The organism is Nostoc sp. NMS2 (assembly GCF_017115105.1).
GTDB lineage: Bacteria > Cyanobacteriota > Cyanobacteriia > Cyanobacteriales > Nostocaceae > Nostoc.
This window is the reverse complement of record NZ_JABXKH010000135.1, coordinates 70082-90326: the sequence shown is the minus strand read 5'-3', so window position 1 is coordinate 90326 and position 20245 is coordinate 70082. Positions and strand designations below refer to the sequence as shown.

14 protein-coding genes are annotated in these 20245 nt (G+C 41.7%); 9 read left to right on the top strand and 5 right to left on the bottom strand.

The features are described 5' to 3' along the window. Positions 1-53 precede the first annotated feature (53 nt). Positions 54-1382 (bottom strand): hypothetical protein, encoded by a 1329-nt coding sequence (locus tag HWQ36_RS24005; RefSeq protein ID WP_292707225.1) that lies wholly within the window; start codon positions 1380-1382, stop codon positions 54-56. Positions 1383-1588: 206 nt separating this feature from the next. On the opposite strand from HWQ36_RS24005, the gene HWQ36_RS24000 reads away from it, so the two are divergent. Continuing rightward, entirely contained in the window at positions 1589-2617 is a 1029-nt protein-coding gene (locus HWQ36_RS24000; RefSeq protein WP_292707222.1) for an AAA family ATPase, read from the top strand. A gap of 65 nt (positions 2618-2682) precedes the next feature. Next, complete coding sequence (gene pnuC / locus HWQ36_RS23995; RefSeq protein WP_292707219.1) at positions 2683-3270, top strand: nicotinamide riboside transporter PnuC; 588 nt, start codon at positions 2683-2685, stop codon at positions 3268-3270. Positions 3271-3569: 299 nt separating this feature from the next. Here the strand turns inward: pnuC and fdhD are convergent, their stop codons facing one another. Beyond that, a complete protein-coding gene (gene fdhD, locus HWQ36_RS23990; RefSeq protein WP_292707216.1) occupies positions 3570-4409 on the bottom strand; it encodes a formate dehydrogenase accessory sulfurtransferase FdhD in 840 nt (279 codons plus the stop codon). Between the two features lie 244 nt (positions 4410-4653). Between fdhD and HWQ36_RS23985 the strand changes: the two genes are divergently transcribed. The 3 genes from HWQ36_RS23985 to HWQ36_RS23975 all read left to right on the top strand — a co-directional run bounded on the left by HWQ36_RS23985 (position 4654) and on the right by HWQ36_RS23975 (position 8286). Then, on the top strand, positions 4654-5835 hold the full coding sequence (locus tag HWQ36_RS23985; RefSeq protein ID WP_292707212.1) for a serine hydrolase domain-containing protein: 1182 nt from the start codon (positions 4654-4656) through the stop codon (positions 5833-5835). A 434-nt stretch (positions 5836-6269) separates the two neighbouring features. Beyond that, complete coding sequence (locus HWQ36_RS23980) at positions 6270-7454, top strand: AbrB family transcriptional regulator (RefSeq protein WP_292707209.1); 1185 nt, start codon at positions 6270-6272, stop codon at positions 7452-7454. A 151-nt stretch (positions 7455-7605) separates the two neighbouring features. Further along, complete coding sequence (locus HWQ36_RS23975; RefSeq protein WP_292707206.1) at positions 7606-8286, top strand: ATP-dependent Zn protease; 681 nt, start codon at positions 7606-7608, stop codon at positions 8284-8286. A 157-nt stretch (positions 8287-8443) separates the two neighbouring features. Here the strand turns inward: HWQ36_RS23975 and HWQ36_RS23970 are convergent, their stop codons facing one another. Next, positions 8444-9466, bottom strand: coding sequence for a diguanylate cyclase (locus HWQ36_RS23970; protein ID WP_292707203.1), 1023 nt, complete (start codon positions 9464-9466; stop codon positions 8444-8446). 1206 nt (positions 9467-10672) lie between these two features. On the opposite strand from HWQ36_RS23970, the gene HWQ36_RS23965 reads away from it, so the two are divergent. Together HWQ36_RS23965 and alaS are read left to right on the top strand one after the other, a co-directional pair. Beyond that, positions 10673-10969: a hypothetical protein gene (locus HWQ36_RS23965; protein ID WP_292707200.1), complete on the top strand. Its 297-nt coding sequence runs from the start codon at positions 10673-10675 to the stop codon at positions 10967-10969. A 28-nt stretch (positions 10970-10997) separates the two neighbouring features. Further along, positions 10998-13640 (top strand): alanine--tRNA ligase, encoded by a 2643-nt coding sequence (alaS, locus tag HWQ36_RS23960; RefSeq protein ID WP_292707197.1) that lies wholly within the window; start codon positions 10998-11000, stop codon positions 13638-13640. A 183-nt stretch (positions 13641-13823) separates the two neighbouring features. Here the strand turns inward: alaS and HWQ36_RS23955 are convergent, their stop codons facing one another. Both HWQ36_RS23955 and HWQ36_RS23950 read right to left on the bottom strand, forming a co-directional pair. Beyond that, entirely contained in the window at positions 13824-14492 is a 669-nt protein-coding gene (locus HWQ36_RS23955) for an AIM24 family protein (RefSeq protein WP_292707194.1), read from the bottom strand. Between the two features lie 446 nt (positions 14493-14938). Further along, the gene (locus HWQ36_RS23950; RefSeq protein ID WP_292707191.1) at positions 14939-16501 is read right to left on the bottom strand and encodes a HAMP domain-containing sensor histidine kinase; all 1563 of its coding nucleotides are present in this window, start codon (positions 16499-16501) and stop codon (positions 14939-14941) included. Between the two features lie 284 nt (positions 16502-16785). Between HWQ36_RS23950 and HWQ36_RS23945 the strand changes: the two genes are divergently transcribed. Next, positions 16786-17604: an SDR family oxidoreductase gene (locus HWQ36_RS23945; protein WP_292707188.1), complete on the top strand. Its 819-nt coding sequence runs from the start codon at positions 16786-16788 to the stop codon at positions 17602-17604. A gap of 500 nt (positions 17605-18104) precedes the next feature. Beyond that, positions 18105-20009 carry a molecular chaperone DnaK gene (dnaK, locus tag HWQ36_RS23940; protein WP_292707185.1) on the top strand — a complete coding sequence of 635 codons (1905 nt, stop codon included), beginning with the start codon at positions 18105-18107 and terminating at the stop codon, positions 20007-20009. Positions 20010-20245: the final 236 nt, after the last annotated feature.

Genomic DNA, 20245 nt, shown 5'->3' with positions numbered 1-20245 from the left:
GAGCGATCGCAGCTAAAAATCCAACCTTGTAATGCACCAAATGACTCTAGAATTTAGCTAGCAGGAATCGATGAATCGCTCTCCGGTGGATTATCTTGTGCTGGTGGAAGCGGTTGTTCAGATGAATTATCTTCTATGGTTGTAGATTCCGGCTCTTTTGTCATACCATGCTGCTCTTGCCCTCTCAGTCCAAGATATGTTGCAGCACTGATTCCTTGTAGTGTCAAAAGTGTTTCATCAAATTCCGGCATTGCCAGATTTTTAATGACCTCCCAAACAAAGAATAGTCCAATAGCAACTGTCCAAATAAATGTTTGGAAGCGGTGAAAGTTGACTCCATTAATATCCGACAATATATCATAGAAAAAACCTTCAGAAACGCGTTGACTACCTTTTCTATTTCTCTCATTCCCTTGCCCATCAATTAAGGAAGTACCAAACACAGTTATAGAATTGATTCCCAATAATATTAGTGATTGTTGGGTCAAAATATTGGTATAATCCCCTGTTATGCCATAGATAATCAGGTAAGAACCAAAAATTAGAAATGTCCAAAAAGCAAGTTGAGATATCGATAGACTGAACGGGTTTTTGTTTAGTTTTTTTCTACCAAGAAAAAATTGAGCAATTCGGCTTTTTCGATTTTCTTTTTCAAGTTCCGCCTTTTCTGGAATCAACAGTTCTTGCCCACCAATCACCTCTTTTTTAGAGTAAACTCCTTCTATTCCAGGGCTACGAAGAGTGCTTCGGCAATACCTGATGAATATTAATACAATAGCCAGCACTAAAAGCAGACACAGCCAAAATCGCCACGATAACAGAACTATTTTTAATTGAGGAGGTGATAGAGGATTGCTCACCGGAATCGCCAGTTTTCTAGGACAGCCTACCCCCGCTATTACATTAATACTGTATCTATTTGCCTGACCAAGAAGCGTATTCCATGCAGCTTGAGACGAGTCGGTACGCTCAAGCCGAAAAGCTAACCAATTATCATCAACAATTTTCTGCTGATCTTTACCCGGAACCATGACGATGACTGGTTCTCCGTGAACATCCTCTAGTTCATAGCCATCCAGGTACAACACTAATTGTCGAGGATCAAATGAATTGCTGACATTAGCCGTTGTATTTTTGGTGGCTGCTGATAATCCTTCAACTCTTACCCTGATGCGATCGCCCATCTTAACTTGATTACGACCATTGTCGGCAATGACTTGTTGAGTTTTCAGACCAGGAGGCACTGAACATATCTGAGGTGATGCAAAATTTACAGAAGGGCCATCTGAACTATTTTGAGCAATTACTGCAAAGTTGATAGAAACAATCAACAGAAAAACCAACAGAAAAATAGCAGTAAATTTTTTAACATTTTTATACATCGCTCGGTATTCCACCACCAGTGATTACTATGTCGGTAGTGTAACCATACTTGAGTCATTCCGTATATTAAAAAATTTGTCTGAAAAATAATACCTCTGCCGCAACAAGAGAGGCTACGCCTTTTCCTGATTGCTATCATGCAGTTTGCAAGGTTTTAAACAGACATTAGTGTTATTCAAATATAAAGCTAAGGGAAGTCAAAATTATGGCTGGTAAATGCGGACTCACGCTAGGCAAATACGCACCTCTCCACAAAGGACATCAATTAGTGATTGAAACTGCTTTAGCAGAGATGGATGAAGTGTTTGTGATGATTTATGAGTGTCCAGAGGTGACTGCTATTCCTCTAACCGTTAGAGCTAACTGGCTGCGGAAAATTTATCCCCAAATCCAGGTTATTGAAGCTTGGGATGGCCCAATCGAGATTGGGGACACTCCTGAGATAAAGAAAAAGCACGAAGATTACATCCTGAAACAACTGGAATCAAAAAAAATTACCCACTTTTACTGTAGTGAATTTTACGGTGAACACGTAAGTCAGGCACTAGGAGCAGTTAATCGACTTGTGGATTGCGATCGCCAAACTCTTCCTATTTCAGGAACGCAAGTTAGAAGAGACACTTACGCATTTCGGAAGTATTTACATCCTGATGTATACCGCGATTTGATCGCTAACATTGTTTTTTTGGGCGCTCCTTCAACTGGTAAAACCACCATTGCATCACAATTAGCTAAAGAGTACAACACTGTATGGATGCCGGAGTACGGGCGCGAGTATTGGGAAAAAAATCAAATTAACAGACGACTTTCGCTCTCGCAACTTGTGGAAATTGCCAAAGGGCATTTAGAACGTGAAGAAGCCTTATTATTGCAAGCAAACCAGTACTTATTTACAGATACCAATGCATTGACAACCTATCAATTCTCGTTGTATTACCACAAAACTGTTGCCCTAGAGTTAGCAGAACTTGCCCATCAAGCCATGTCGCGCTATGATTTAGTGTTTCTTTGCGATAAAGACATACCCTACGATGATACCTGGGATCGTTCTGGAGAAGCAAACCGTACCATATTTCAAAAACAAATTGAAAGCGATTTAATTGTGAGAAAAATTCCATTTTTTCGCTTATCTGGCGAACTCAATACACGTATTAATATTGTTAAAAAAGTATTGTCCTGTTACCAGAAATATACCAACCTGGGAGAGCTATTTTTCAATAAAATTATTTTATAAAGTGTATAAATATGCTGGAATTTTGGAGTGTAAATACTATAGCCTTCAATATTATAGGATATCCTATGAGCTACATAGAACTCTTGGGAACGGTCTTTTATTTATGGTCGGCGTGGCTAATTTCTCAAAGGAAAATTCTGACTTGGCCTGTTGGAATAGTAAGTGTATTGCTATATATGGCGCTTTTTTATCAAATCCGTTTGTATTCGGATATGTTAGAACAAATCTACTATTTAGTTGTTAGTGTATATGGCTGGTGGCGATGGAGTATACCTAATTCTGGTAAGGTTTTGCAGATTCGATATAGTCCACCGCGTAAAATTGTTTTGATTGCAGCAATCACAATAGCAATTTCGTTTGCAACGGGAGCTTTGATGAGTCAAATTCACCTGTTACTCCCTGCAATATTTCTAGAGAAAGCTTCTTTTCCTTACTTAGATGCACTTACAACAATCATGAGCTTTACTGCTATGTGGCTTATGGTGCAAAAAAGGATTGAAAGCTGGTATTACTGGATCATCGTTGATGTAATTGGCATTGGATTATATTATGTTAAAGAAGTTAAATTTATTGCTTTTCTTTATGTTATTCTGCTATTCATAGCAATTAACGGTTCAATATCTTGGCTCAAGACAGCTAAAATTCAGGATTGAAAACCCCTGTATATTTTTTCTATTTTATATAGTTAAGAAGAATAGTAGGTTGGGTGGAGCGACAGCGAAACCCAACAAAGCCTTGATAATGTCGGGTTTCGTTCCTCAACCTAACCTACGCCAGTTTTAGTTATTAGCCTTAACTGAACCGTATTGTTTTATAGGGTGCGTTATGCCTTTAGCTAACGGGACTTAAACATTTTTGAAGGAAAATTGTCTCAAATCCATACAGTGCTGGGGAAGTACAGCAAATACCTAAAAATGGCTATAAAAAATAAATTATGATTAAATCCGTGTTCTTATACAGCGTTAATTCTTTGCAAACCAGTGTAAATATTGAACCGTTCTCCACGCAGAAATCCAATTAAGGTAATCCCAAATTCCTTGGCTACAGATACCGCTAAACTACTGGGAGCGGAAACAGAACAAACAATGGGAACTCCAGCAGTTGTAGACTTTTGCAAAATCTCAAAACTAGAGCGTCCGCTTACCAGAACAATACAATTATTTAAAGGCAATTCGTCACTGAGAAAAGCTGTACCAATCAATTTATCCAAAGCATTGTGTCTTCCAACATCCTCCCACAGGTTTAACAAATTACCTTGAGTATCGAAGAGAGCCGCAGCGTGCAAACCTCCTGTAGCTGTGAAGATACCTTGAGCAGCCCGGAGCTTATCAGGTAGGCTGTATACGATCTCAGGTGTTACTGTCGGGCCAGAAGGAATCACTGGACATCCCCGCAGACGCAAAGCCTCAAGGCTAGCTTTACCACACACCCCACAGGCGCTACTGGTATAAAAATGACGCTCCAAAGGCTGTAAATCTGGAATCAACCCATCCCGCAATTCTACATTTACAATATTATGGCGTTGCTCACCATCTACTAATTCATCAACGCAGTAGCTTATCCGTCGGATATCTTCTCTGCGGCTAACGACTCCTTCACTGTAGAGGAAACCAGCTGCTAGTTCAAAATCTGCCCCTGGTGTCCGCATTGTCACAGCTACCGTCTTCTGGAAAGGAACAAGACGAATTTCTAAAGGTTCCTCAGTAGTGAGATGATCTAAACGAGGTCGTACTTTACCTTTTTCCACTACCCAAACAGTGGCTTTAGTTTTGCTTTTAGTTGGCATTGTCATATTTATGAGAGTTGGTAAATTGAAATTTTGATACTAATCTGGAAATAGAGCAATGCTATTTGTATAAGTAGGTCGGCGCAATTAAAGCTAACTGGTGAGGGCTGTCATTTGTCATTGGTCATTAGTAAGGGCTTTAAGCCTATGTTTCGTAACATAGTTGGGTTTTTTCGCGCCAATTTACTTATCAGATGTCTTTTTTATTCTCGTTGATCTAAATCGGGTAGGTTTCTATTTAGGAAGTAAAATGAACCTAAAATTTTTGGTTTTAAGAAAAATTTTATTTGCAATAGTCTTTGTGATTTCCCTTGGTTTTGCAGGATATCTAGTAAGTAATAACATTAGTCAGAGAGTAATTGAAAAATCTTTTGCTAAACAAGTCATATCTACCTCCACCGTTGGAAAAAGTTCTCAGCTACAGACACTTTTAAATGAGATAGTTGCAGAAGAAAAAATCCCTGGTGCAGTAATGTATATTTCTACACCTAAAGGTTCTTGGCTGGGAGCATCTGGTGTCAATAACTTGTCAACTAAAACTCGGATGAAACCCACAGATGGCTTTTCCATTGCCAGTATGAGTAAAACTTTTATGGCGGTGGTTGTGCTGAAATTAGTGGAGCAAGGGAAGATAAAATTAGATCGAGTGATCGCAACCTACCTACCAAGAGACATCACTCCTCATATTATCAACAGCGACCAAATTACAGTTCGTCAACTGCTCAACCACACCAGTGGTGTTGCTGAATACTTAGATACAAAAGAGTTTATTCAAGCTACTGCAAAAAGAAGTCGCTCACAGCCTTGGACAGCCAGAGAAGCTATTCAGTATATGTACCAAGAACAACCACAGGCAAATCCTGGAGAAAAATTTATTTATACTGATTGCAACTACATTCTTTTAGAACTGATCGTTGAAAATATAACTAGGGAAACTCTCGCACAAGCAATCCGCAGTCAGATTTTAAAACCATTAGGATTAAAACATACCTTCACGGAATTGCGCGAACCGATAATTGGAGAAGTCGCTACAGGTTATGGCGATCGCAATAAGGATGGTAAGCTAGATACCTACGCCCAAATCAATGATGGCAACGGTTTAGGTGATGGTGGATTGGTTTCAACAGCAGAAGATTTAGCCAAGTTTGCTAAAGCGTTATTTGTCAAAAAAAGCTTACTTTCCTCTAAGATGATGAAAGAAATGCTGAAATTTAAAAATAATGGCGAAAGCTATAGTTATGGGTTAGGTGTAGAACGGTTCTCATCTCCTTTGGAAACAGCAATTGGCCATAGTGGTATAGCTTATGGCTTCACAACATTGCTGGCATATCTGCCCAATCAAAATACCACTATAGTAGTGCTACTAAACGATCAGGGTGTTGATATTAAATCAATAGCTAGGACAGGTCTAGAGGTTGTCAGTAATAAATAATACCAAAAGTTAGTAAATATAGCATTCAGTTCATATGGGATTCCTATTTGATTTTTAAACAACAGGACTTTGACTCCGGTTTCCCCCTTTTGAAGCTACGGTGTACACACAAGTTTTGGAAAGTTGCTCCATAGCCTTTTGATCCCCCCAACCCCCCTTAAAAAGGGGGGCAAAAACCTCTCAAAGTCCCCCTTTTTAAGGGGAGCCACTGCGGTCTTGGGGTCTCCCCAAGTGAAGCAAGTGGCGTGGATTTAGGAGGATCTACAACATTTTGGTTTTGTAGAGAGATGTGTACACCGTAGCTTTTTAAGGGGGGTTAGGGGGGATCAATAAGTGCAAAGATACAGCCAACCACTTTTCAAACAACCTCTTAGGAGTACCTTGAAGATGGGGACTTGCGCGAAGCGTTAAATTAATAAAAAAGCTTGTTATTGATGAATCAAAGCATAAGTGTTGCTCCCAGCCTAGAAGAACACACTCATGAAAATCCTGTTGTTACCAAACAACAGCTATTTACGAAGCAACTAATTGTCCTTGTCTTGGAAATGCTTCTAGCATTACCTCTGGGTTTACTCCTCGCCAAGTTCCAAATTGGTAGGATTGCCTGGATATTTGGCGGGATTGCTGCTGGTACAGTAGTTCTTCAAGGGTGTCGAATTTTTTATGAATATTCTCCCCAACCTAACCGCACTGCTAGAAAAGTGGGAATGGCACTTGTAGGCTTAACTGTCGGCGCTTCCAATACCCACGGTAATCTAGCTAGTGTTGCTTCTGGGATTCCCATATTTATTTTTCTGACCTTGTTTCTGCTGCTGAGTGGAAGCTGTATTGGTTATATTTATGCCCGACTCAGCAAAACCAACCTATTGACAGCAATGCTGGCTACAGTTCCGGGTGGTGTCGGAATTATGGCAGCGATCGCTGCCGATTACAATAAAAATGTCAGCTTAGTTGCCCTAGTTCAGGCGATTCGCGTCACTTCAGTAGTTGTTTTGATCCCCTTCATCGCTAGGACATCAGCTGGTAATTACTATCCGCAAACACTCCCAATCAACGGTGCTTGGCTCAATCTCGATCCATCTCAACTAGAATTACTCTTGTTAGTACTTCTAATCACTGCATTAGTAATTTATCCAGCTATATTATTTAAAATTCCCGCAGGCGATTTCTTTGGTGCATTGTTGATTGGTATCGGGTTTAATCCTTTGCTACATTGGCTCCCTTTTGTGGGTGATATTAGTTTTAGTCCACCGCCAATAATAAACTTATTGGGCCAAATGCTCCTGGGAATTACCATTGGTGAGTATTGGGGAGAAAAACCCAACTTTCAGAAGCGGACTGTCGGCTATGCCTTGATGTCTGTGGCGATGACTCTCATAGCTGGAGCGATCGCTGCTATACTTGCGATGCAATTCACCTCTTGGGACTGGTTAACCTGTCTCTTAGTCACAGCACCAGGAGGATCGGCAGAAATGATTTTGGTTTCCCTGGCATTGAATCATAATGTTGAAATTGTCACAACTGGTCATTTAGTACGACTCATTGCGATTAACAGTTCCCTACCTCTTTGGGTGTTTTTGTTTCGCCGTCTAGATGAGCAACTTTCTGAATCAGTTTAATTGATTTCTACAAGCCGCACACTCGTTTCGTAATACTGGGTATTAGACAGATTTTTGAAATTCAGTCCGACACTCCAGTTGTCGCGGCGATAAAAAATACTGCGATCGCCTCATAATGAAGAAAGATTAAGCTGCACTCAGAAAATTCTCAATGAGCCAGACTACCTTAAATTTAGTTGCAATATCTATCTTTCTCATGACTCTATCGGTACTGCTGGGGCCATTCTTGAATTTGTCGCCAGCAGTACCGGCATTGGCAACCTTCGCCATCTTAGGCATAGCTACCTTAGATAGTTTTAGCTTGCAAGGCAAGGGTGGTACTATTTTTTTAGGTTGGATTGCTGGTTTTTCAAGTGAACACCGCGATCGCATTGTCCACCACGAAGCAGGGCATTTTTTGGTTGCTTACCTGCTGGGTATTCCCGTTACTGGCTACACACTCAGTGCTTGGGAAGCCTGGAAACTAGGACAACCTGGACAAGGCGGCGTTAGCTTTGATGATAGCGAATTAGCATCTCAATTAGAAGTAGGTAAAATCACTGCCCAAATGCTAGACCGTTACTGCACTGTTTGGATGGCGGGTATTGCTGCTGAAACCCTAGTTTTTAATAATGCTGAGGGTGGCTCTGATGATAAAAGTAAGCTGATAGGAGTCTTGACAATTTTGGGCTTTTCTGAATCAGTTTATCAACAGAAACTGCGGTTTCACGCCCTCCAAGCAAAAACTCTACTACAAGAAAATTGGTCTAGTTACGAAGCTTTAGTTAATGCCATGCGACAACGCACTTCGGTTGAAGATTGTCATGCTGAGTTAGGAGTAAGAGGGGAGTAGGGAGTGGGGAGATGGGGGCAGGGGGAGCATACTTCGACTACGCTCAGTAACCGGGGGAGTAGGGGGAGCATACTTCGACTACGCTCAGTAACCGGGGGAGCAGGGGAAGAATTAATGACAAATGACAAATGACAAATGACAAATGACAAATGACAAATTATGAAGAAACAGCTTTCAAATGTGAAACATGAGATAGGTAGTTTGAGTGAATAACCCGATTACGCCCAGCATTTTTTGCCTGTAGGAGACATTGATCGGCACGGTTCAGAAGACTCTCTCCTTGTTGATCATCGTCAGCTTGCAGACTTGCTGTGCCCAGACTAATGGTGATATTAATTGTTAGTTTATTACTGAGTGCAAATGGTTCGTCGCTAACTACGCGATTAAGACGACGGGCTACTAATAGTGCTTCTTCATCGGTAGTGTTAGCCAGAAGAATCACAAATTCTTCGCCACCATAGCGGAATGCTGTGTCTTGACAGCGCAGATTGTGTCGCAAACGCTGACATAATACTTGCAAAATGCGATCGCCTACTAAATGCCCGTGGGTATCGTTAACTTTCTTGAAATGATCTACATCCAGAATAATCAAACTCAAGGAAGTTTGTTGAGTTCTAGCTCTTTGAATTTGCCTGGGTAAGTCCCATTCTAAAGCACGACGATTATTTAATTCTGTCAACGAATCGGCTAAGGCGATCGCTGATAACATATCATTTGTCCTAATCAAATCTCGATATTTTTGTGCTTTTCGCAAGCCAACAGTCAATTGAGCAAGTATTAATCCATGATTGGCAGTCAACTCTGCCAAATTATGGTATGTTTTTTCATCAATAAGATGCCAAATATAAGCATCGGCTCCTTGCTTTAGGGCCGCAGCACTCATTTCTAATTCTCTGTGCCAACCCTTATTTCTATCAGTAAGCTGCTGGGAACGATCCTCGAATAAAATACAATATATCCAGGATAGTTTGGTCTGCTCTTTCAACCAATTGCACAGTTCCATACTGCCATCTAAGCTAGCCTGCACAAGTATTATATCGGGGGGCGCTGTTTTAATCCGCGATACTGCTTGATTCAGATTGTCTATAACTTCTACACTAAAAGCCGTTGCATAACGGATCTGATCTGGAAGTGTGGCGATAAAATTATTTTTTCCAAAGACCAGAATAGAAATATTCATTGCTTTATTTTTTATCCTATTTAAATTTTAAAGAAATTAAGTTGAGTAATTTACTGCTATGTTGCCTAATACTAAATATCATCTTTTAGGCTGAGTTAGATTTCTGGTTATATATTTTTTTTTACGCCGAATCTACAATATGTTTCCAAATTTTATCTCCTTTCAAGGCTTCATATTTACTACTAGCGTTTCTGAAATATTCACTTCTGACAACCAATGTCTTCTTTACAGTATGTTTTTCAAACAGTAAAAATACTGAATAATATTGAGACATATAAAAACTATTCATGTGCTTTCTTAAGTGTTGTTTTACTGATGAAATTACCAAAATAAATAGTTCGGAATAACCCTCACGTTAGACAAATAAATTTCTTTTTAGGTAGAAAAACAAAGAAATTATAAAGTTTTTTAATTCAACGACCAAAATATAAATTTGATCGTTGAATTAAAAATGTTATTTTTCATAGGCAATTTCAGCCTTTTTATTTATAAATTAGGCTTTCATCAAGTATTAAGGTAAGAGTAAAATTGCAAAACAAATGCGAACTAAATAGACAGCAAAGCTCCCTCCTGCTATGGGCAAGAGCTTTTTAGCACTAACAAACTCTATAATTACAGAGCAAATTTATCTGGTGAAAAATCCCCAAATTAAGTAAGACGTGAAACTTGGGTTCACAATATGTTAGCAGGATAAATAAAACGTCTCTGCCTACGCGCTTTATCTGTGTTTCTTTACTTAATTCACATCTTTTTTTTAATTGGTTGCAACATCATAAATCTCGAAAACAAAGCTAAATAAAAAGTTTGATGTCAAAACCTGCCCCTAATGTGGGGAAATCAGTTCAATTCCGCCTGTAGAAAGGGCGGAATAAATATAAAAAATTTTGTTAGCGTAGTCTGGGATATTAAAATCTCTACTTGTGCGAAAAGCGAGAATCGGCTCAATAACCTTCAACAATGTAATCAGCAGCAATTACCTGTTTAATTTACTCGTTAGAAGCTGCGGATTCCACTGAAACAGGTTTAAGTCTTAACATCGACATCCACCTTGGCTTCAGATTCCATAATATGGATGGATTCCAATACGGTTCGGTTAAGATCCCCCCGCCTGCGGCGACCCCCTTAAAAAGGGGGTAAAAGAGGGTTAAAAGCCCCCCTTAAAAAGGGGGGTTGGGGGGATCGACTCAAAACCTACGCAGTATTGGGATGGATTCAGTAATTATTTATGCACATTCCTTACAAGCAATATTTGATACTTTCAGTTTTAGTGCCATTTGCTACCCTAGTATGGGAATTTTAAACTATTTCTTAAGGATTAATCTTAAAGACCAAAATACATCGCGCATCCTGCCAGAGTCAGATAATGGTCTAAAAGCATCCTCATCACTGCATATAGCTCACAGACTTGGACAATTTGCTGGCAGTAATATGAAACAAAATGCAAGAATATATAAAGCTATTTATGAAAATACACTTACCCAGTGCCGCTACGCCCAAGTCTAGAGTCTAAAGTCTCAAGTTAAAAACACCTATGTCTTCAAATCCTCAGTACCTAAGCGGTAACGAAATTCGTAACACATTCCTCAACTTCTTTGCCCAACGGAGTCACCAAATTCTCCCAAGTGCCTCTTTGGTTCCAGAAGATCCAACCGTACTGCTGACGATCGCGGGGATGCTACCATTTAAGCCGATATTCTTGGGGCAGAGGACACCAGAATTTAAGCGGGCTACGACTTCGCAAAAGTGTATCCGTACCAACGACATCGAAAATGTCGGACGCACTAAACGGCATCACACGTTTTTTGAGATGCTGGGTAATTTCAGCTTTGGTGATTATTTTAAAGAACAAGCGATCGCTTGGGGTTGGGAAATTTCCACACAAGTCTTTGGCTTATCCCCCCAAAATCTGGTTGTCAGCGTTTTTGAAGAGGATGATGAAGCCTTTGCTATCTGGCGCGATCAAATCGGTGTGCCGGTAGCGAGAATTAAACGCTTAGGTGAAGATGATAACTTTTGGGTATCTGGCCCGACTGGCCCTTGTGGCCCTTGTTCAGAAATATATTATGATTTCCACCCAGAACGCGGTGACGAAAATATCGATTTAGAAGACGATTCCCGGTTCATCGAGTTTTACAACCTCGTGTTCATGCAATATAACCGGGATGCTTCAGGCAATTTAACGCCACTGCAAAACAAGAACATCGACACCGGTATGGGTTTGGAGAGAATGGCGCAAATCCTCCAAAAAGTGCCGAATAACTATGAAACTGACCTGATTTTCCCGATTATTCAAACAGCCGCCCAAATTGCTGGCATTGACTACCACAGCAGTGATGAAAAAACCAAAGTCTCCCTAAAAGTTATTGGCGATCATGTTCGTTCTGTTGTCCAGATGATTGCTGATGAAATTCGCGCTTCCAATGTGGGAAGGGGTTATGTGCTGCGGCGATTAATTCGGCGGGTGGTGCGTCATGGGCGATTAATTGGGATTTCTGGCGAATTTACTACCCAAGTTGCCGAAACTGCGATCGCTCTTTCGGAATCAGCTTACCCCAATGTGCGTCAACGGGAAGCAGCAATTAAAGCTGAACTGCAACGAGAAGAATCGAATTTTCTCAGAACTCTGGATAGAGGCGAAAAACTTCTAGAAGAAATTATCGAAGAGGTGAAACAACAAGGAAACACTCAAATTAGCGGTGAAAGTGCATTTACCCTTTATGACACCTACGGATTTCCCCTTGAACTTACTCAAGAAGTTGCCGAAGAAAATAATCTCACAGTTGATGTTGAGGGATTTGAGGCACAAATGGAAATTCAAAAAGGACGTGGTAGAGATGCACATGAAACCATCGATTTAACTGTCCAAGGTTCCCTCGACAAGCTAGCAGAACACATCCAAGTCACCGAATTCTTAGGCTACACCCAATCGGCGGCAACGGCAAAAGTCGAAGCGATTTTACTAGAAGGTGTTTCCCAAGAAGAAGTAGAAGCGGGGACACAGGTACAAATTGTTCTTGACAAAACGCCATTTTATGCTGAATCTGGCGGACAAATCGGCGATCGCGGTTATATCTCTGGTGATGGTATTGTTGTTCGCGTTGAAGACGTTAAAAAAGAATCTGATTTCTTTGTTCACTTCGGACGCATCGAACGCGGTACACTGCGTGTAGGCGATCGCGTCACCGCCCAAATCGATCCGGCTTGTCGCCGTCGCGCCCAAGCTAACCATACTGCAACGCACCTATTGCAAGCGGCGTTGAAAAAAATTGTTGATGATGGTATATCTCAAGCTGGTTCCCTGGTTTCCTTTGACAGATTGCGCTTTGACTTCAACTGTCCCCGCGCCTTGACAGCAGAGGAAGTGCAACAAATTGAAGAACAGGTGAACAGTTGGATTGCTGAAGCACACGCTGCGAAAGTTGAAGTATTACCTTTAGCAGAAGCGAAAGCTAAGGGTGCTGTTGCCATGTTCGGCGAAAAATACGGTGATGAAGTGCGGGTAATTGACTTCCCTGACGTATCAATGGAACTGTGCGGTGGCACTCATGTCAGCAATACTGCTGAAATTGGCGTGTTCAAGATTATCTCGGAAGCTGGCGTGGCTTCTGGGGTACGGCGTATTGAAGCTGTTTCGGGGCCAGCAATATTAGATTATCTCAACCTGCGGGATAAAGTAGTTAAAGATTTGAGCGATCGCTTTAAAGTCAAACCCGAAGAATTACCAGACAGAATTACAAGTCTGCAAAGCGAACTCAGAAATAGTCAGAAGGAATTGGAAACCTTGAAGGTACAATTAGCGATCGCTAAATCTGACAGTTTGCTGCAAACAGTAGAAACTGTAGGCGATCATAAAATTATTGTTGCCCAATTAGAAGATGTCGATCCAGAATCATTGAAAACCGCAGCCGAACGCCTGTTGCAAAAAATCGGTAACGGTGCAGTGGTGCTGGGTTCTGTTCCCGAAGAGGGTAAAGTTAGCATAGTTGCAGCTTTTAGTCCAGAAGTCAACAAAAAAGGTTTGCAAGCTGGTAAATTTGTAGGTGCGATCGCTAAAATCTGCGGTGGCGGCGGCGGTGGAAGACCAAACTTAGCCCAAGCTGGCGGACGTGATGCAAGTAAATTACCAGATGCGTTGAGACAAGCGGAAAGTGATTTAAAGTCCGCATTGGCTTAACCCACATTTGACAATCCCCACTTCGTTGCTATTAACTTTGGAATTATATAGCAATCCTAAATCATAAGCCCTGCGGGCAGGCTACGCCAACGTGAAAAATTAGATCCCCGACAACTTTTACGAAGTCGGGGATCTGGACATCAGTTTTTAAGCGGACATGATATGACTAATAATTGATAATTCTTAGCTAGAAGCTTTTGGTAGCGCGGCGGTAATTTGGCGGAGCATCATGACTTGCCAGTAAGGTATGGGAGCAAGTAATACAGTCCCAGTTCCCTCAAAAGTATTGACGAGAAATTCCCCAGAAGTCATCGAACCTAAAAGAGATTTAGTAGCTTTTTCAACGCGATAATTTAAGCTACTTGTGCGAGCGATCGCAAAATTTCCATCAACAACTAATCGGTCATTTTGTAAATTTATTACTTCTACAGGTCCTTGTGCTACCATTACCACTTTACCCCTGCCTTTGACTTTTGTTTGAAACAAACCCTCGCCACCAATTAAGCCTGATACAAATTTGTTTCGTTCAATTCCTACTTCTACATTGCCATCACTAGCCCAATAAGCGCCACTATCTAAAATCCATTCACTACCATCTAATTCTAGAATGTGATATCCCGCTAAAGACGGCTCTAAATATAATTCACCCGTACCTGTATATGTAGGACGAAAAATGTTTTCTCCCGTAGCTAAGGATTTTAAAAACCCGCCTGCTGAAGGAGCTTTAGATTGCATCTGAACGTTGCCACGAATATAGTACATAGCACCAGATTCAGTCCGTACTGTTTCGTTTTGCAAAGTGACCTTGACTAAATGTAAGCTTTCTTTTTCGATTATTTCAAAATGTGCCATAATTTTCCTATTGATTTTTACACAAATGTGTACTTGGCTCTTAGCCAGAATTTACATCCATTTTTGGCATCTATTTTTACAAATGGCAAGTCAGAGGAATTTAATTACTGTCTAATTTAATGTGATGATTATTGTAGAGACGGCGATTTATCGCGTCTTTGTGATTTAGAATTTTCATCAAAAAACCCTAACCGAACCGTATTGAGTGATATTGTGTCCGCAATAAATTTTCAGACTAGTCCCAATACTACTCAGTTAAGAAGATTTGTAGGTTGGGTTGAACTTTAGTGTTACCCAACACAACCCTGAAAATGTTGAGTTTCGTTCCTCAACCCAACCTACCCTGAAGTGGTTTTTTAGGCAAAACCTACGCAGTATTGAGATTAGTCCTTAACTCACGTAATTTAGAGTGAATATTTATATTTTAAAAAATAGTTGATCAATATTCACTCCCAAGTTTTAGCTCCTGGTTTATGTTTATTGCTAACTTCTAAAGGAAGGAAAATCGTCAAAACTTCGCCATAGTGTGGACGCTGACGCACAATCAATTTACCGCCGATCGCTTGAAATAAATGCTTGGTTGCGGCGATATTCAAACTAATCGTACCCGTTTCTGGTTGGAACATCAGCAATTGACCAAGGGCTTTGCGAATTGGTGGCGTTGCAGGTGTGGCGGCTTTACTCGAATCTTTGCACCCAAATTGAGGCGATAGTTGTAACTTCAGTTGATCTCCAGCCGGGATAACTTGCACTTGAATATGGCTACCAGAGGGTAAGCTGCGAGTGAAATTCTCTATCAAACCGGTGAGTACCTGATCGAGCATCATGGGATTACTTACCACAGTGGGTAGTTGCTGGGGTAAAACAACATTTAAAGTTAAGTTCCGGCGATGCGCTGCTTGTTCCCACCGAGGAATGCTCTGCTGCAACACTTGATCTAAAGACATCGGCGTGAGTTGAGTTTTTGACGATTTTGTAGAGGCAGTAGTTTCTAATTCTGCTGCTTTAAATAGCAACTCCATGCGATCAATTTGCTCGGTACACTCGTGATCGATAATTTTTAAACGATTGATTACACTAGCATCTAAATCTTGCCGCTTCAGCAGCAGACGAGTCATGGTGCGAATAGTTGTTAAAGGTGTACGAACTTCGTGAGCGAAAGCTTGGAGCAATTCGACATCAGGATTTGGGGATTGGGCACTTGTACTGAGCGAAGTCGAAGTATTGGGCATCCCTTCGGCTTTGCTTAGGGCAAGTGGGGCATGAGAGAAAACTCTTCTTCCCTGCTCCCCTGCTCCCCTGCTCCCCCGGTTACTGAGCGTAGTCGAAGTATGCTCCCCTGCTTCTTCTCTACACTCCCTAGTCTCTTCGGCTTCCGTTAATTCTTGAAGCAACAACTGACTAAACTTAATTATGATGCGGCAATCTGGTGCTACCGGAAAATACTGTTGTACTAATACATCCAGGCGGGCAAAAAATTCTGGATTAGCTAGCATTACTCTCGCTCCTAGCGATCGCCAAGCTTGCTGTACTACTTCCGGCTCAAAAGAAAATGAAAAGGTTTTTTTACCGTTTTTGTGGGTTGCTAAAACCAATACTAATCTAAATTTGTCTGTAAAAACTAAGCAAAACTGCTCTGTCCCCAGAGGATCGGCAGGTAATAAGGGAAGTACCGATTCATCAGGAGCGATTTCTTCATTTATAGTTGCGTTGGCATCTGGCATCTGAAATGGCATCAGTGCCAAGGGATTAAATGGTTTTGCCGTGAAAGTTACTGTTTGTAGGCTTTGAGTCAGTTTTGGCTGACTAAATAAAGGTGCGGGTGCGGCTAAAACTAATCCTTGGGTTGTGTCAACTGAATTAGCTGCTAAAGTATTTAATAGCAAATGTTCTGTTGCTGCGAGGCTGACACGCCACTGCCGCTCTGCTTTACCAGGTGAACATTCAGCCACACTTGATTGATTTTGGGCCAAGATTTCGCTCAGACTTGGCAATATCCATTCGTACACAGGTTTTCACCCCTTAATTCAAGAGCGACTAACAGCGTCTAAGGTAGACAATTCACTACTACCTACGAGGTTATAACCATTTGTGTGCTGTTGAAAGTGGTAGAACCGAACAATTCGGGCGCAATTTCCCCTATTATGATGGCGATGTCTACGACGGGCTATTCGGCGTCGCAGTTATGCGAAATGCTACGCATAGCTTGGATCTTCCCTTCTCTACAAGAGGCTGCGCGATCGCCAACACATTTTTTGAGTAGATTAAAAATAGACTATCTCAAAGGCAATTTATGACTTCTTTTGATTCAGCTGAAGATTTGGTACTAGTTGCTGGTGCTACTGGTGGAGTAGGGCAACTGGTAGTAGGCAAACTCCTGGAAAAGGGCTTGAAAGTTCGCGTTCTGACACGCAATGCCCCAAAAGCCGAAGAAATGTTTAACCAGAGAGTGGAAATTGCCATTGGTGACATCCTCCAGCCAGCTACACTACCAGCTGCAACACAAAATGTCACCCACATCATCAGTTGTACTGGAACCACTGCCTTTCCCTCGGAGCGATGGGAGTTTGACCAATCCCCGAACTTGCTTGAATGGGGAATAACTTTCCTTAACCCCAAATCTAGCCAAGCAAAAGCAAAGAATAGTCCAGCCAAAGTTGATGCCCAAGGTATCAGCAACCTAGTTACAGCAGCACCCCAGAATTTGAAGCGATTTGTTTTCGTCTCTTCCTGTGGAATTCTCCGTAAAGATCAGTTTCCTTTTAGTATTCTTAATGCTTTTGGCGTGTTAGATGCCAAACAAAAAGGTGAGGAGTCCATCATTAATTCAGGATTGCCCTACACCATTATCCGTCCAGGACGCTTGATTGATGGGCCCTATACCTCATACGACCTCAACACACTGCTAAAAGCCAAAACAGGTGGTAAATATGGTGTTGTTATAGGCACTGGGGATACACTTTCCGGTGATGCCAGTCGGATTGATGTAGCAAACGCTTGCGTAGAATGCCTTTTTCAGCCAAGTAGTTCCAAGAAAATTTTTGAACTAGTCAACCAGGGACAAAGACCGCCTGTAATTGATTGGGAAACTCTTTTCTCTAGACTTGAGTAAGTGCTGAGTAACATTTGATTCAATGCCCCATGCCCAATGCCTAATACTTCGACTTACCTTGACTTCGCCCTTCGGCTACGCTCAGGACAGGCTCGGCACAAGTCGCTCAGTACAAGTGCCCAATCCCCAATTCTCAGTACTTCTGTAGTTTATTACCTCTAAAGACGGCAAACACCACTCTGACGTTACGGTTCACCCTAATTACTGAAAGTATTAATTCTCATACATTAGACAGAGTGAAGGCAAATCAATCCATGAACCAACTAAAAAAACTATTTAGTTAGTTTAACCGTCCTAAGCAAGGTTCGGGAAACCACCCTTCATGGACTGGCTACCACTAAGCTTCAGTATATATATCAGCATCTGGAGTTTTTACCCCAGGAAAGCCAAATCAAAGGTATTCATGCTGAATTGGCTGATTTATTGACCCTGTTGGTTCAAAATTTAGTCCTTTATATTCTCATTCATTCATTTGTAGTTATACGGAGCCAGCACCTAAAATGGCAAAAGTAGTTGGAATTGACTTAGGAACAACGAACTCCTGCGTGGCAGTAATGGAAGGTGGTAAACCTACTGTAATTGCCAATGCTGAAGGTTTTCGGACAACGCCATCAGTAGTGGCATTTGCGAAAAATGGCGACAACTTGGTTGGCCAAATCGCCAAACGCCAAGCGGTGATGAACCCCGAAAATACGTTTTACTCAGTCAAACGCTTTATCGGTCGCCGCTACGATGAAGTGAGTAACGAAGCAACTGAAGTTTCTTACAAAGTTCTCAGCAGCAACGGCAATGTTAAATTAGATTGTCCGATAGCTGGTAAACCGTTTGCTCCTGAAGAAATTTCTGCAAAAGTTCTTCGCAAACTAGTTGAAGATGCCAGCAAATACCTTGGTGAAACTGTTACCCAAGCTGTAATCACCGTTCCCGCATACTTTAACGACTCTCAACGGCAAGCGACAAAAGACGCTGGTAAAATTGCCGGGATTGAAGTTCTGCGAATTATCAACGAGCCGACTGCTGCTTCCCTAGCTTATGGGTTTGACAAGAAGAGTAACGAAACCATTCTCGTATTTGACCTTGGTGGTGGTACCTTCGACGTATCCGTCCTAGAAGTAGGCGATGGAGTTTTTGAAGTACTAGCCACATCTGGGGATACACACCTTGGTGGTGACGACTTTGATAAAAAAATAGTTGACTTCTTAGCTGAGAAGTTCAAGAAAGCCGAAGGCATTGAACTACGCAAAGACAAACAAGCTTTACAACGTCTGACAGAAGCCGCAGAAAAAGCCAAAATTGAGCTTTCTAGCGTTACCCAAGCAGAAATTAACCTACCATTTATCACCGCTACTCAGGATGGGCCTAAGCACCTGGATACAACCCTGACTCGCGCCACCTTTGAAGAACTTTGTTCTGACTTAATCGACCGTTGCCGTGTTCCTGTTGAAAACGCTCTGCGCGATGCCAAGTTAACCAAAGGTGATATTGATGAAGTGGTGTTAGTTGGTGGTTCTACCCGTATTCCCGCAGTCCACCAGATTGTGAAGCAGGTATTGGGTAAAGACCCTAACCAAAGTGTTAACCCTGATGAAGTCGTGGCAATTGGTGCAGCGATTCAAGCAGGTGTACTGAATAATGAAGTTACTGGCATCTTGCTGTTAGATGTATCACCGCTTTCTTTGGGTGTTGAAACATTGGGCGGCGTGATGACCAAAATTATTCCCCGTAACACAACAATTCCCACCAAGAAATCGGAAGTCTTCTCCACCGCAGTGGATGGTCAAACCAACGTAGAAATTCACGTCCTTCAAGGTGAACGCGAATTTTCTAACGATAACAAGAGTTTGGGAACCTTCCGCCTTGATGGTATTCCTCCTGCACCACGTGGCGTTCCTCAAATTGAAGTGGTGTTCGATATTGACGCTAACGGTATCCTTAACGTCACCGCTAAGGACAAAGGTACTGGTAAAGAACAGTCCATCAGCATAACCGGTGCTTCCACTCTGGATAAATCTGATGTTGACCGGATGGTAAGAGAGGCTGAACAAAACGCTTCATCTGACAAAGACAAGCGTGAGAAGATTGAACGCAAGAACCAAGCCGACTCTTTAGCATACCAAGCTGAGAAGCAGCTACAAGAATTGGGCGATAAAGTTCCCGATGCTGACAAGACTAAAGTCGAAGGTTTGGTGAAAGAACTGCGGGAAGCAGTTGCTAAAGAAGACGATGAGCAAATCAAGAAGCTCACCCCAGAATTGCAACAAGCCTTATTCGCCGTTGGTAGCAACATCTATCAACAAGCTGGTGCGGGTGCTGCACCAGGTGCTGAACCTCAAGATGGTGGTTCTACCTCTAGCTCTGGTAGCGGCGACGATGTAATTGACGCTGATTTTACAGAGAGCAAATAATTTCTCTACTTAATTCGGGATAATTATTTTGTCTCGCCTTATATTACCCATCCAGGCATTGACCTGGGTGGGGATTTTTTTTTAGGAGTTAGGAGTTTGAAGTTTAGAGTAGTGGTCTGTCCCATTAAATTTGAAGGGTTATAAAAGTTTGTAGTAAGCACTTCAGTGCTTAAAATTGAGCGATAAATCGCTCAATACAAACTTAGCGCTCTTTTATGACTCTCGTGGGATAAAAA